13 protein-coding genes are annotated in these 12,871 nt (G+C 65.0%); 9 read left to right on the top strand and 4 right to left on the bottom strand.

Translation table 11 applies throughout. The features are described from left to right. Positions 1-142 precede the first annotated feature (142 nt). The gene (locus P6U28_RS03210) at positions 143-2,047 is read left to right on the top strand and encodes a diguanylate cyclase (RefSeq protein ID WP_407121723.1); all 1,905 of its coding nucleotides are present in this window, start codon (positions 143-145) and stop codon (positions 2,045-2,047) included. A gap of 48 nt (positions 2,048-2,095) precedes the next feature. Here P6U28_RS03210 and P6U28_RS03215 read toward each other — a convergent pair whose 3' ends face one another. Then, positions 2,096-2,314, bottom strand: coding sequence for a SlyX family protein (locus tag P6U28_RS03215; RefSeq protein ID WP_407121724.1), 219 nt, complete (start codon positions 2,312-2,314; stop codon positions 2,096-2,098). Next, positions 2,304-3,086, bottom strand: a complete 783-nt coding sequence (locus tag P6U28_RS03220; RefSeq protein WP_407121725.1) for a rhodanese-related sulfurtransferase — start codon at positions 3,084-3,086, stop codon at positions 2,304-2,306. The genes P6U28_RS03215 and P6U28_RS03220 overlap by 11 nt, the downstream gene beginning before the upstream one ends. 194 nt (positions 3,087-3,280) lie before the next feature. Here P6U28_RS03220 and ggt point away from each other — a divergent pair, with 194 nt between their 5' ends. The 5 genes from ggt to P6U28_RS03245 all read left to right on the top strand — a co-directional run bounded on the left by ggt (position 3,281) and on the right by P6U28_RS03245 (position 9,502). Further along, complete coding sequence (gene ggt, locus P6U28_RS03225) at positions 3,281-4,867, top strand: gamma-glutamyltransferase (protein ID WP_407121726.1); 1,587 nt, start codon at positions 3,281-3,283, stop codon at positions 4,865-4,867. Between the two features lie 231 nt (positions 4,868-5,098). Next, positions 5,099-5,662 carry a (2Fe-2S)-binding protein gene (locus P6U28_RS03230; RefSeq protein ID WP_245509612.1) on the top strand — a complete coding sequence of 188 codons (564 nt, stop codon included), beginning with the start codon at positions 5,099-5,101 and terminating at the stop codon, positions 5,660-5,662. A gap of 4 nt (positions 5,663-5,666) precedes the next feature. Beyond that, a complete protein-coding gene (locus P6U28_RS03235; RefSeq protein WP_407121727.1) occupies positions 5,667-6,683 on the top strand; it encodes an FAD binding domain-containing protein in 1,017 nt (338 codons plus the stop codon). 2 nt (positions 6,684-6,685) lie between these two features. Further along, a complete protein-coding gene (locus tag P6U28_RS03240; protein ID WP_407121728.1) occupies positions 6,686-8,977 on the top strand; it encodes a xanthine dehydrogenase family protein molybdopterin-binding subunit in 2,292 nt (763 codons plus the stop codon). 60 nt (positions 8,978-9,037) lie between these two features. Further along, positions 9,038-9,502: an FKBP-type peptidyl-prolyl cis-trans isomerase gene (locus P6U28_RS03245; RefSeq protein WP_122404897.1), complete on the top strand. Its 465-nt coding sequence runs from the start codon at positions 9,038-9,040 to the stop codon at positions 9,500-9,502. Positions 9,503-9,646: 144 nt separating this feature from the next. Here the strand turns inward: P6U28_RS03245 and P6U28_RS03250 are convergent, their stop codons facing one another. Further along, a complete protein-coding gene (locus P6U28_RS03250; RefSeq protein WP_122404896.1) occupies positions 9,647-9,865 on the bottom strand; it encodes a CsbD family protein in 219 nt (72 codons plus the stop codon). Positions 9,866-9,994: 129 nt separating this feature from the next. On the opposite strand from P6U28_RS03250, the gene P6U28_RS03255 reads away from it, so the two are divergent. The 3 genes from P6U28_RS03255 to P6U28_RS03265 all read left to right on the top strand — a co-directional run bounded on the left by P6U28_RS03255 (position 9,995) and on the right by P6U28_RS03265 (position 11,590). Next, positions 9,995-10,507: a cupin domain-containing protein gene (locus tag P6U28_RS03255; RefSeq protein WP_129144981.1), complete on the top strand. Its 513-nt coding sequence runs from the start codon at positions 9,995-9,997 to the stop codon at positions 10,505-10,507. A 129-nt stretch (positions 10,508-10,636) separates the two neighbouring features. Beyond that, positions 10,637-11,065: a VOC family protein gene (locus tag P6U28_RS03260; RefSeq protein ID WP_209296484.1), complete on the top strand. Its 429-nt coding sequence runs from the start codon at positions 10,637-10,639 to the stop codon at positions 11,063-11,065. A gap of 36 nt (positions 11,066-11,101) precedes the next feature. Then, a complete protein-coding gene (locus P6U28_RS03265; protein ID WP_209296485.1) occupies positions 11,102-11,590 on the top strand; it encodes a VOC family protein in 489 nt (162 codons plus the stop codon). Between the two features lie 150 nt (positions 11,591-11,740). On the opposite strand, the gene P6U28_RS03270 is transcribed toward P6U28_RS03265, so the two are convergent. After that, on the bottom strand, positions 11,741-12,871 hold the full coding sequence (locus P6U28_RS03270) for a hypothetical protein (RefSeq protein WP_407121729.1): 1,131 nt from the start codon (positions 12,869-12,871) through the stop codon (positions 11,741-11,743).

Here is a 12,871-nt window from a genome sequence, read left to right on the forward strand (position 1 = left end):
GCTAATGTCTTGTTAGCGATGCTTGGATCATTGCGTCCGTAAGACTACTGGAAACGGGGGAGTCGCCGCGTATTCCGGTCGTGATTTCAGACTTCAATAACACAAGCGGCAGAGTCTCCCGTCGATCGGAGAACCCTGCCGCATGAGCGCTGTTACCCAACGAGCCGGATGGAGCCGTCTGCCGCTGCGCGCGGCGGCTTTCGTCGTGCTGACCTGCGCGACCATCCTCGGCGTCAGCGGTTGGCGCGAATGGGCGGCACGTGACGCGGTCCTCAAGGCCGCCGAGGCGGAGATGGCGAACGTCGCCCGTTCGCTGACACAGCATGCCGAGGATAGCCTCGATCTCCTGGACTCCGGCGTCGTCGGCGTGGTCAGCCGGTTGGAGATGGATGGCACTGGAGCGGCCACGATCGCCAAGCTCGGCAACCTCCTCGAAGCGCGCAAGAAGGCGATCGCGCGCATCCACAGCCTCGCCATCATCGACGATCAGGGCAATTCGCTGACCTCGCCCGGTTCGATCGGCTCGACCTTCAGCGACGATGCGTTCTTCCGATATCACCAGCTCTCGCCGAAGCGCGAGGCCCATGTCGGCCGTCCCGTGAAGAGCCTCCTGGACGGCGAGTGGGTCATCACCCTGTCGCGCCGCTTCAACAAGCAGGACGGCAGCTTCGGCGGCGTGGTGCTCGCGACCACCAGCTCCGGTTATCTTTCGCATTTCTACGAGCAGTTCGAGATCGGCCGCAACAGCGCTGTGGCGCTGATGCACGGCGACGGCCTGATCATCGCGCGCAATCCCAGCAACGAGACATTCGTCGGACGCAGCGTCTCCGACAAGCCGTTGTTCCGCGAGCCGGATCTGCAACGGCCCAAGGGTGCCTATCATTTCAAGTCGTCGCTGGACGGTGCCGAGCGCGTCAGCTTCTTCAATCGCAGCAGCCGCTTCCCGCTCCTGCTGCTCGCCACCGTCGACAAGGACGAGTTGCTCGTGCCCTGGCGCGCCGCGGCAATCTCCCGCATGCTCTACGTGCTCGCGCTGGTCATGCTGATCGCGGTCATCGGCGGCGTGCTGGTGCGGCAGTTGCAGCGGGGCCAGCGCATGGCCGTCGCGCTGGCCGAGAAGGAGGCGCATTTCCGCCTGCTCGCCGAAGGCTCCAGCGACATGGTGACGCGCATCGGGCTCGACGAGCGGCTGCGCTACGTCTCGCCCTCCTCGGTCCGCATCGTCGGCTGGCGTCCCGATCAGTTGATCGGTACGCCGGCTCTTGCAGGCATCAATCCGGAGGATCTGCCGGAGGTCCAGGCGATCGTCGACGCCATGAAGCGTGGCGAGAAGGAGGAGGCGCGTCTCACCTATCGCAACTCGCACCGGCAGAACGGCGAAATCTGGCTGGAATCGACCATGCAGGTCACACGCAAGGACAATGGCCGCATCGACGGCGTGGTCGCGATCTCCCGCGACGTCACCGAGCATAAGAAGCTGGAAACCAGGCTCGAGATGCTTGCGATCGAGGACAGCCTCACCGGCCTCGCCAATCGCCGCCGCTTCGACGAGCGGCTGAAGGAGGAATGGGCCCGCGCCTATCGCGACCGCTCCAGCCTTGCTTTGCTGATGATCGATGTGGACCACTTCAAGGCCTACAACGATGAATACGGCCATCCCGCCGGCGATGCCTGCCTGCGCCGGATCGCAAAAATCATCGCGGCCGAAACGCAGCGCGCCGGCGATCTGGCGGCGCGCTATGGCGGCGAGGAATTCGCCGTGCTGCTGCCGAACATCGATGCCGCCAGCTGCGCAGGGGTCGGCGAGCGGATCCGCAGCGCGATTCACGATGCCGGCCTCGTTCATCGCACCAATCTGGCGGCCGGATGCGTCACCGCCTCGATCGGCGGTGCGACCTGCCGGCCGGTGCTGGAGCGCACGGCGGGGGTGGCCTCGCTGGTCGAAGCTGCCGACCGGGCGCTCTACGCCGCCAAGGACGCAGGCCGCGACCGCCTGGTGATGTCGGGTGAGGTGGCCAGCGTGATGCTCAAGGCGTCTGGTCAATAAGCCGCGATGAGTCCGGGACGCGACGCTGCGTGCCCGGGGCACGAGATCTCAATAATGCGGTGGACGCTCGTTGGCAGGTCCGGGCGCGTTTGCCTCGGCCTCCTGGAGCCGCTCATTGAGCTGAGCGATCTGCCGCGTCAACGCGTCGATCTGCTTCCATTGTGCGGTGATGGTCTGGTTCAACGTCTCGATCGTGTCGTCCTGGTAGGCGAGGCGCGTCTCCAGCGTGTCGATGCGCTCGCTCAGCGTCTTGATCTCATCGGTCACGGCCGTGCCCCAATTCCTGTTCGCGCAGGCCCCGTTCGCGCAAGCCGTGGCCGAGCGCCACGCGCTCGTCGAACACGAAGCATTCGCCGCGCCAGCGGCTCTCCGTCTCCGGCACCTCCTCGAGATATTTGAGGATGCCGCCCTTGAGGTGATAGACCTCGGCAAAACCGCGGGCGAGCAGATGCGCGCTTGCCTTCTCGCAGCGGATGCCGCCGGTGCAGAACATCGCGATCCTGCGGTGCCGCGCCGGATCGAGGCTGGCTGCGGCAAAATCCTTGAACTGGCCAAAGCTCTTGATGCCGGGGTCGACCGCGCCCTCGAATGTCCCCATGGCCACCTCGAAGGCGTTGCGGGTGTCGAGCAGCAGCGTGTCGGGCGTCGCAATCAGCGCGTTCCACTCGGCGGCATCGACATAGGTGCCCACTTGGCGGGCCGGGTCGGCAGTCTCGTCGCCGAGCGTGACGATCTCCTTCTTGAGCCGCACCTTGAGGCGCCCGAACGGCATCGCTTCCGCAGTCGAGAATTTCAATTCGAGATTGTCGAGCCGGCCGCCGAACATGTTGCCGTGTGCGAGCTCGCTGGCGAAGGCGTCGATCGCCTCCGGCGCACCGGCGACCGTGCCGTTGATGCCCTCCTGCGCCAGCAACACGCTGCCCTTCAGATGAAGGCCAGCGCAGAACGCGCGCAGCGGCTCGCGCAGCTCGCGGTAATCGGGGAGGGCGACGAATTGATAGAAGGCCGCGACCTTGGTTGTCGAATTCCGATCAGACATGGCGGCTCGTTTAGCAGGCGGCGGCCCTCCGGAAAACCCGCACGGCGGTTTGCCTCGAAAATCCATACGCCCAGCGGATGGCAGCCATTTGCCTGGTATGCCAGCATTGCCCCGCCGGGCGGGAATGTGTCATGTAGACGCGGTTTTCGAGATGGCGCGCACCCGCGCCGACGGCCAAGAGAGCAAGACATTCGATGAGAAACTTTCATTTCCCCGGCAGGTCCACGGTCCATGCCACCAACGCGATGGTGGCGACCTCGCATCCGCAGGCGTCGCTCGCCGCGATCGAGGTGCTCCGTGAGGGCGGCACGGCGGTGGACGCGGCTGTCGCGGGCTCGGCCCTGCTCGGCGTGATCGAGCCGCAATCGACTGGCATCGGCGGCGACTGCTTTGCGCTGATCCAGCCGCGCGGCGAGGGCAAGATCGTCGCCTATAACGGCTCCGGCCGCGCGCCCAAGGCGGCGAATGCCGACTGGTATCTCGAGCGCAAGATCAACTCCGTGCCGCTGACCTCGGCGCATGCGGTCTCGATCCCCGGTGTGATCGACGCCTTCGCGACCGTGCTGCGCGACCACGGCAAGTTCGGTTTCGACCGCCTGCTCCAGCCCGCGATCAAGGCGGCCGAGGAGGGCTATGTCGTCGCGCCCCGCATCGCCTTCGACTGGAAGAACCAGTTCGAGAAGCTGAAGAACGGCACCAACACCGTGCGCTACCTGCTGCCCGGCGGCAAGCCGCCGGTGGCCGGCGACATCATCCGCCAGATCGAACTCGGCAAGACGCTGCGCGCGATCGCCAAGAACGGCCGCGACGCCTTCTACAAGGGTGAGATCGCGGAGGATATGGTCGAGACGCTGCGCGGCATCGGCGGCCTGCACACGCTCGACGATTTCGCCGCGCACACGACCGAAGTGACCACGCCGATCGGTACCATGTACAAGGGCTACGACGTCTGGCAGTGCCCGCCGAACGGCCCGGGCGTCACCGCGCTCTTGATGCTCAACATCCTGTCGCGCTTCGACCTGACCAAGTACGCGCCCGTCAGCGTCGAGCGCTTCCATCTCGAGGCGGAAGCCGCGCGCATCGCCTACATGAACCGCGAGATGCACGTCGCTTCTCCCGAGCACATGAAGATCAATGTCGCCGAGATGCTCGAGAAGGGCTTTGCCAACGAGTACATCAGCAAGATCCGCATGGACGGCATGCTCGACCTGCCGAACGTCGCGCCGCCGATGAACCCCTCGACCATCTACATCACGGTGGTGGACAAGGACCGCAACGTCTGCTCGTTCATCAACTCGGTCGCGCATTCCTTCGGCTCGGCGATCGTCTCGAACAAGACCGGCGTCTTGTTCCAGAACCGCGCCGGCGGTTTCCGCATCCAGCCCGGTCATCCCAACTGCATCGAAGGTGGCAAGCGCCCGCTGCACACGATCATGCCGGGCCTGCTCACCAAGGGTGGCCGTTCCACCATGTCCTTCGCAGTGATGGGCGGCCAGTACCAGCCGACCGGCCAGACTCATCTGCTGACCAACATGCTCGATTACGGCTGCGACGTGCAGGAGGCGATCGACATGCCGCGCGGCCTGCACTACGAGGGCCAGTACCAGCTCGAGGACAGCGTGCCGGCTGCGATTGTCGAAGGTTTGAAGAAGCTCGGCCACAAGACCACCAGCGTTGTCGGCCCGCTCGGCGGCGCCCAGGCGATCTGGATCGACTGGGACAAGGGCACGCTCACCGGCGGCTCCGATCCGCGCAAGGACGGCTGCGCGCTCGGCTATTGAGCTCGCGCGGGGTTCCGCGCACGAGATCAGGACGCGCGATCAGGAAAAGTTGACGAGGGGCGGCGCGGCATTTGCAGCGCCGCCCCTTCTCGTTCGGAACTGCACTCATTGCTCCAAGTTATGCGGCGATGAGCGGTGCAGGCGTGCGCTGCTTTTCTCGATAGCGGCGGAGGCCGGCCCATGTCCGACAAATCAAGTTCCCGACCATCTGGATTCGATCGGCGCGCCTTCATGGCCGGTGCCGCCGGAAGTGTGCTGGTTCCGATGACGGCGCGCGCGGCCGCGCAGGATGCAAATGCGCCCCTCGCGCAGGATCCGTCGCTTCCCGTTGAGGTCACGCTGCGGGTGAACGGCGAGGACAAGCACCTGAGCCTCGACGCACGCACCACGGTGCTCGATGCGCTGCGTGAACATCTCAAGCTCACCGGCAGCAAGAAGGGTTGCGACCACGGCCAGTGCGGCGCGTGCACGGTGCTGATCGATGATCGCCGGGTGGTATCGTGCCTGACGCTGGCGGTCGCCGCCGAAGGGCAGGAGATCACGACGATCGAGGGCCTCGCCACCGACGACCGCCTGCATCCGATGCAGCAGGCCTTCATCGACAACGACGCATTCCAGTGCGGCTACTGCACGCCTGGCCAGATCATGTCCGCCGTGGCCTGCGTGAAGGAGGGGCATGCGGGAAACGAGGCCGACATCCGCGAATATATGAGCGGCAACATCTGCCGCTGCGCCGCCTATCCCAACATCGTCGCCGCCGTGAAGCAGGCCGCGCCCGAGATCATGAAAGGCTAGGCGCATGCGACCGTTCTTGTATCAGAGAGCATCAGACTCGAATATGGCCGTGCAGGCGCTCGGCGCCGCAGCGGCCGCCAACAATCCATTGACGAAAGCGACGGCGCAACCGCTTGCCGGCGGCACCACGCTGATCGATTTGATGAAGCTGGATGTGATGCGGCCCGCCACGATCGTCGATATCAATCCGCTGGCGCGCGCCTGGTCGGCGATCGAGCCAGGCAGTGATGGCTTGCGGCTCGGCGCGCTCGCAAAGATGTCCGACGTGGCCGCCCACGCCGAGATTCAGCGCAGCTATCCGGTGATCGCGGATTCGCTGAAGCTCGCCGCCAGCGCCCAGCTGCGCAACATGGCGACGCTCGGCGGCAATGTGATGCAGCGGACGCGTTGCAATTACTTCCGCGATGTCTCCTATGAAAACTGCAACAAGCGCAATCCCGGGTCTGGCTGCGCCGCAATGGACGGCGTCAATCGCATGCATGCGGTGCTCGGTACCTCCGATCAGTGCATCGCGACCTATCCTGGTGATTTTGCCCAGGCGCTGATCGCGCTGGATGCTACGGTCGAGATCACGGGCAAGGCCGGTACGCGCACGATGCCCTTTGCCCAGTTGCACAAGGCCCCCGGCGACACGCCTGAGATTGAGACCACGCTTCAGCCTGGCGAGCTGATCTCGGCGTTCTCCATTTCCGGACGCTGGCCGCGCTCGGTGTATCTCAAGGCACGCGACCGACAATCTTACGAATTCGCACTCTCATCGGCCGCGATCGCGCTCGATGTGCAGGACGGCACGATCCGGAACGCGCGCGTCGCGCTCGGCGGCGTCGCCACCGTGCCGTGGCGGGCGCGCGAGGCGGAGGCGCTATTGAAGGGGCAGAAGTTCGATGAAGCGCTGGGACAGCGCGTCGCCGAGGCCGCCTTTGCGGACGCCCGCGGCCGTCGGCACAACAGCTTCAAGATCGCGCTCGGCAAGCGTGTGGTGGCTCGTGCGCTTCAGCAGGCCGTAACGATGGAGATCTGACCATGACCGCTGCAGCTCCCGAGCCCAAGGCGAATATGGGCCAATCCGTGCCGCGCTATGATGCGGCCGCAAAGGTCACGGGGCGGGCGACCTATGCCTCGGACATGCCGCTGGACAATCCGGCCTACGCATTCCTGGTCACCAGCGCCATCGCCAAGGGTCGTATCGACCGCTTCGACCTCGACGATGCCGGGCGCGTCCGCGGCGTGATCGACATCGTCACGCACGAGAACGCTCCGAAGCTGAAGGAATCGAAACTCTTCAGCAACGGCGGCTATGCCGGCACCACGATCCAGCCGCTGAAGTCGGCCGAAATCGCGCATGACGGCCAGATCATCGCCGTGGTCATCGCGGAGAGCTATGAGGCGGCGCGCGAGGCGGCCAATCGCGTCAAGGTCAGCTACACCGCGGCGGCGCCGAGCGCGAGCTTCGACTCGCGGGGGACGACCATGGCAGCCGCCAAGGGACAGAACGCGCAGTTCAAGGAAGACCCCGCGGTCGGCGACTTCGCCAAGGCGTTCGAGACGGCCGAGGTCAAGCTCACCGCTTCCTATGATACGCCGACGCAGCATCACAATCCGATGGAGCTGTTCACGACCAGCTGCGTTTGGATGGGCGACAATCTCGTCATCTACGAGGGCAGTCAGTACGTCCATGGCCTGAAGAACGGCGTGTCCGAGCAGCTCGGCATCGACGCCGACAAGGTGCGTGTGGTCAATCCCTATGTCGGCGGCGGTTTTGGTTCGCGCGGCTCGATGACGCCCCGGACTGCCATCATCGCCGGCATTGCCAAGCGCCTGAACCGCCCGATCAAGCTGGTCCCGACCCGCGACCAGGGCTTTACCATTGCGACCTATCGCGCCGAGACGCGGCATGAGATCAAGCTCGGTGCGAACCGGGACGGAAGGCTGGTCGCTTTGAGGCATGAGGGGGCCGAAGTCTCCTCGCGCCCCGACGCCTATTGCGTCGGCGGCACCAAGACGACGACGCGGCTCTATGCTTGCCCGAATGTGGACAGCCTGGTCTCGATCGTGCGCGCCGATCGCAATACGCCCGGCTTCATGCGATCGCCCCCCGAGGTGCCGTATTTGTTCGCGCTGGAGAGCGCGCTGGACGAGCTTGCGGTCAAGCTCGACATGGACCCGATCGAGCTTCGCCGCATCAACGACACCACGAACGAGCCGATCAACGGCAAGCCCTACACGTCGCGCTCGCTCATGGCCTGTTTCGACGAAGCCGCAAAAGCGTTCGGCTGGGCGCAACGCTCGCCTCAGCCGAAATCGATGTCGGACGGCGACTGGTTGATCGGCTACGGCTGCGCCGCGACCTGCTATCCGACGCAGATGGCGCCGTCCGCCGCGCGCGTGCGCCTGCAGCGCGACGGCCGCACCCGCGTCGAGATCGCCGGGCACGAGATCGGCACCGGCGCTTATACCGTCATCGCCCAGACCGCGGCTGAGCGGCTCGGCGTACCGCTCGAGAAGGTGGCAGTCTTCATCGGTGACAGCGACCTGCCGCCGGCGCCGGTGGCGGGCGGTTCGAACTCGACCGCCAGCACCTGTTCTGCGGTGATGATGGTGTGCGACCAGATCCGCCAGCGCCTGTTCAAGGCGGTGATGCCGAGCGACAGCCTCGCCGACAAGGCCAAGGAGACCGTCGGCATCAGCCCGGCGCCGTCGACTCAGGCGGCGAGAGGCGATCGCTCGCTCGATCTCGACAAGGCCTTCGATGCGCTCGGCGTCGGCGTGGTCGAAGAGTATGGCGAGTGGAAGCCGGAGGGCGCGCCGCTGGATTCCTTCCAGGCCATGCACACGGGTCACGTGCGGTTGATCGGCGGTCACGCCATGAAAGACCAGATCGCCTACGCCTTCGGGGCGGAGTTCGTCGAGGTCCGCGTCAACCGCTTCACACACGAAATCCGCTGTCCCCGCCTGGTCGGCGCGTTCGCGGCGGGCAGAATCATGAATCCGCGCACCGCGCGCAGCCAGCTCATGGGCGGTCTGATCTGGGGCATGTCCTCGGCGCTGCTGGAGGCCACCGAGATTGACGAGCGCAATGCGCGCTACGTCAACGACAATCTTGCCGACTACCTCGTGCCCGTGAATGCCGATGTGCCCGGCGTCGAGGTGATCATGCTTTCCGAGCAGGACGACCATATCAACCTGGTGGGCGCAAAGGGCCTTGGCGAGCTTGCCAATGTCGGCACCAATGCTGCGGTCTGCAACGCGCTCTATCACGCCACCGGTCAGCGTATCCGCAAGCTGCCGGTGCGGCTGGAAAATATCGAGATCTAAGGGGTGGAAACGGCGACGGCGTTGGGTTAGACACCTCCCGCCTCAAACGGAAGGTGCCTTATGCAGCGTTTCCGGCGCGTGCTCCTCGCCCTGATGTCCGCACTCGCGATCACCGTGATCGCGGGCGTGTCGCATTTTGCTTCCACCACGGCCTCGGCCCAGACCGCAGGAAAGACCATGACCACAGCTTCAGGCTTGCAGATCATCGACTCCACCGTCGGCACCGGTGCTTCGCCGCAGCCCGGTCAGATCTGCGTGATGCACTATACCGGCTGGCTCTATGAGAACGGCCAGAAGGGCAAGAAATTCGACTCCTCGCTCGATCGCAAGGAGCCATTCGAATTCCCCATCGGCAAGGGCCGCGTCATCGCCGGCTGGGACGAAGGCGTGGCCTCGATGAAGGTCGGCGGCAAGCGTACGCTGATCATCCCGCCGCAGCTCGGCTATGGCGCGCGCGGTGCCGGCGGCGTGATCCCGCCGAACGCGACGCTGATGTTCGACGTGGAATTGCTCGCGGTGAAGTGACGGCCTAGCCGTCATTCCGGGGCGGTGTGAAGCACCGACCCCCGAATCTCGAGATTCCGGGTTCGCTTCGCGCCCCGGAATGACGGCTCAAACAACAAGACCGGCCTGCCGGCCGGTCTTGTTTCATTTTCGATCTTACGCGCGTTACTCTGCCGCGCGACGTGCCGCCGCGGCGGCGCGATCCATCGCATCCTTGGCGGCGTCCTTGGCATCGCCCATGGCCTGCTGACCCTTGCCCTTGACCTCCTGCACCGCGCCTTCGCCCTTCATGCGGTCGGATCCGGTGGCCTCGCCGACGCCCTGCTTGGCCTTGCCGATCGCCTCGTTGGCGTTGCCCTTGATCTTGTCGCTCGTGCTACCCATGAAACGCTCCTTCCATCTTGCTCGGTGCGACAACGCTCGGCAGCTGGCAGCGTTCCGATTTTGGTATGGCTTGCGGCTGCGCCTTTGGGTTAGTTTTGCCGCGCACGGAACCAACAGAAAGCAAGTCCAATGACCGGCCATGACCACTCGCATTCCCACCATGACCACGATCACGACGATCGCTGGAAACATGACGGCGTGCGCGTCATTCCCGGCAACCAGCTCGATACCAATGTGCCGTCGACGCCAGGCATGGACCGCGCAGCCGCCATCAATTTCGCCCGCGTCGGGGCGCAGAAATTGTGGGCGGGCACGGTCAGCATCAAGCCGGATGCCAAGACCGGCGCGCATCATCACGGCCATCTCGAAAGCGTCATCTATGTGGTGAAGGGGAAGGCGCGGATGCGCTGGGGCGAGAGCCTGCAATTCACGGCGGAAGCCGGTCCCGGCGACTTCATTTTCGTCCCGCCCTATGTGCCGCACCAGGAGATCAATGCCAGCGCGGACGAGGTGCTGGAATGCGTTCTGGTGCGCAGCGACGGCGAGGCGGTGGCGATCAACCTCGACATCGAGCCGGTCGAGAAGCCCGAGACCGTGCTGTGGATCGACCCGGTGCACCGGGATCCCAACGAGAAGAAGTAAGACTCTTCAGGGGCGCGGGCGCGGCGCGATAGAACCCCGCAGACCGGGATTCAAAAAATCGTCGGAAGCGGTGTCGGATGGCGGCCTGGTCGTCCGTCCTTGGGCAGAACCCCGCCCAAGGAGCTTCCAATGCCCAAGATGATCTTCGTCAGCCTGCCGGTGACCGACCTCAAGCGCGCGACCGCCTTCTACGAGGCGGTCGGCGCGGTCAAGAACCCGCAATTCAGCGACGAGACCGCGAGCTGCATGGTCTTTTCCGAGACCATTTTCGTCATGCTGCTGACCCACGACAAATTCCGCCAGTTCACGCCGAAGCCGATCGCGGACGCCAGGACTTCGAACCAGGTGCTGCTCTGCCTGTCCGCGGACAGCCGCAGCGATGTCGACGATATCGTCGCAAAGGCCGAGGCTGCGGGCGGGATGCCCGATCCCAGCCCGAAAGACGAATACAGCTTCATGTACGGCCGCAGCTTCGAGGATCCCGATGGTCATATGTGGGGCGTGAACTGGATGGACCTCGCGGCCGCCCCCCTGCAGCGCGACATGGCGAACGCCTGATTCAAGCCCATCAAGACCTGAAGAGGAGCATTCACGATGTCCAAGCTCGTGCCCTGTATGTGGTTCAACGGCGATGCCGAGGACGCCGCAAAATTCTACGTCTCGCTGGTCCCGAACTCAGAGATCACGCACGTCCAGCGCAACGTTTCGGACGGGCCCTCCGGCAAGGAAGGCTCCGTGCTCGTGGTCGAGTTCACCGTGGCCGGACAGCCGCTGGTCGCGCTCAACGGCGGCATGAAGATGGAATACACCCACGCGATCTCGCTGATGATCCATTGCGACGACCAGGCCCAGGTCGACAGCGTCTGGGACGCGTTCCTCGCCCATGGTGGCAGGGAGGAGCAGTGCGGCTGGCTGAGGGATCGCTGGGGCGTGGCCTGGCAGGTGGTGCCGAAGGTGATCTTCGAGTTCCTGTCGAGCCCCGACAAGGCCGCGGCCGCGCGTGCGATGCAGGCCATGATGAAGATGGTGAAGCTGGACGTGGAAGCCTTGCGCCGCGCGTTCGAGGGCAAGTCGGCAGCGTGAAGGTCGGAATGCTCTCGCCATGAGATCGGTGTCATCGCCCGGCTTGATGTTCAGCCCGGGGACATGACCGACGGGTGTTCGGGGACATAGCCGACACATTCCCCGCTTTGCGCGGGGAATGACAGCAGAGTTTGTGGCCGCGGGCCGCCGCTAATAGTTGATCCTCAGCCCCACGCCGCCGTGGATCGTATTGCCCACCGGCTGCGGGCCCAGTGTGCCGTTGGCGAACAGGTCCACGATCCAGCCCTTCTGCACGCGGAAGCCGAGGCGGCCGCCATATTCGAACCAGCCCTGGTTGCCCATGGTCGGCACCACCACGCCGTTGCCGGTCACCGTGGCGACGATGCCGCTATGGCTGGCGAACGACTGCACCCAGCCGCCATTGATGTTGGTCTCGATGTTGCTGCCGAACAGATGCGTCCACTGGCCGCCGATCTTGATGAGGCTGGTGCGGTCGGTGCCGGTCGCGATGCTGGCGTCGAATGGATTGAACGCCACTGCGCTGTCGGTGTAGCCCGACACACGTTGCCAGAGCTGCCAGACTTCGATCGCGGCCGCGACCTCGTCGCGCGGCGAGAGGCGGCTGATCCAGCCGGCACGGCCGTAGACGGCGTAGTTCGATGCATTGGTCGAACTCGTCACGCTGACCGGGCCGAGGCTGGTGTCGTAGCTGCGCGTGTAGCGTGCCTTCTCCCATGGCGTCAGAATGGTGCCGACATCGAAGAACGGGCGCGACGAGCCCCAGTCGGTGAAGTCATAGCGTAGCGCGAAGGCGCCGATCGGCGCACTCGTGATCTTGTAGCCGCCTTCGTTGTATTGCGTGTAGGCGATGCCGGCGAGCAGCGACAGATTTTTGGTCAGCTCCTTGCGGCCGTGGATGCCGGCCGAGAACGAGCCGGCCGAGCCGAACGCGCTGATGCAATCGCTGCAATTGATCTGCTCGTTGACACCGAGCAGCACCGTGCCGAGCACCCGGTTGGTGATCATCTGGTTGAAGCGCTGATTGGCGAGGCCGCCGATCGAGTTGCCGCTGGAATCCGCACCGGTCGGCGTCGGGCTAGGAGACGGATATGGCGACGGCGACGGCGAGGGATAGGGACTAGGCGAAGGGGAGGGCGTCGGGGACGGTGAATAGGTCGGCGTAGGCGACGGCTCGCTGCATTCGATCTCGCAGGTCGCCTGGGCTGCCGCCGGAAGAACATCGAACGCGACAAGCGCAAGCGCCGCCACGGCGGAAAGCAAGCCGGCGAGGATGAGGCGCTTCAACGGGAGCTTCGCCAT

It is taken from the genome of Bradyrhizobium sp. STM 3561 (genome assembly GCF_045571455.1).
Classification (GTDB): domain Bacteria; phylum Pseudomonadota; class Alphaproteobacteria; order Rhizobiales; family Xanthobacteraceae; genus Bradyrhizobium; species Bradyrhizobium vignae.

Coding starts and splice junctions, on each gene's coding strand:
- P6U28_RS03235 (WP_407121727.1), top strand. CDS start 5,667: ATGCGACCGTTCTTGTATCAGAGAGCATCAGACTCGAATATGGCCGTG.
- P6U28_RS03255 (WP_129144981.1), top strand. CDS start 9,995: ATGACCGGCCATGACCACTCGCATTCCCACCATGACCACGATCACGAC.
- P6U28_RS03240 (WP_407121728.1), top strand. CDS start 6,686: ATGACCGCTGCAGCTCCCGAGCCCAAGGCGAATATGGGCCAATCCGTG.
- P6U28_RS03210 (WP_407121723.1), top strand. CDS start 143: ATGAGCGCTGTTACCCAACGAGCCGGATGGAGCCGTCTGCCGCTGCGC.
- P6U28_RS03250 (WP_122404896.1), bottom strand. CDS start 9,865: ATGGGTAGCACGAGCGACAAGATCAAGGGCAACGCCAACGAGGCGATC.
- P6U28_RS03260 (WP_209296484.1), top strand. CDS start 10,637: ATGCCCAAGATGATCTTCGTCAGCCTGCCGGTGACCGACCTCAAGCGC.
- P6U28_RS03245 (WP_122404897.1), top strand. CDS start 9,038: ATGCAGCGTTTCCGGCGCGTGCTCCTCGCCCTGATGTCCGCACTCGCG.
- P6U28_RS03220 (WP_407121725.1), bottom strand. CDS start 3,086: ATGTCTGATCGGAATTCGACAACCAAGGTCGCGGCCTTCTATCAATTC.
- ggt (WP_407121726.1), top strand. CDS start 3,281: ATGAGAAACTTTCATTTCCCCGGCAGGTCCACGGTCCATGCCACCAAC.
- P6U28_RS03230 (WP_245509612.1), top strand. CDS start 5,099: ATGGCCGGTGCCGCCGGAAGTGTGCTGGTTCCGATGACGGCGCGCGCG.
- P6U28_RS03265 (WP_209296485.1), top strand. CDS start 11,102: ATGTCCAAGCTCGTGCCCTGTATGTGGTTCAACGGCGATGCCGAGGAC.
- P6U28_RS03270 (WP_407121729.1), bottom strand. CDS start 12,871: ATGGCGAAGCTCCCGTTGAAGCGCCTCATCCTCGCCGGCTTGCTTTCC.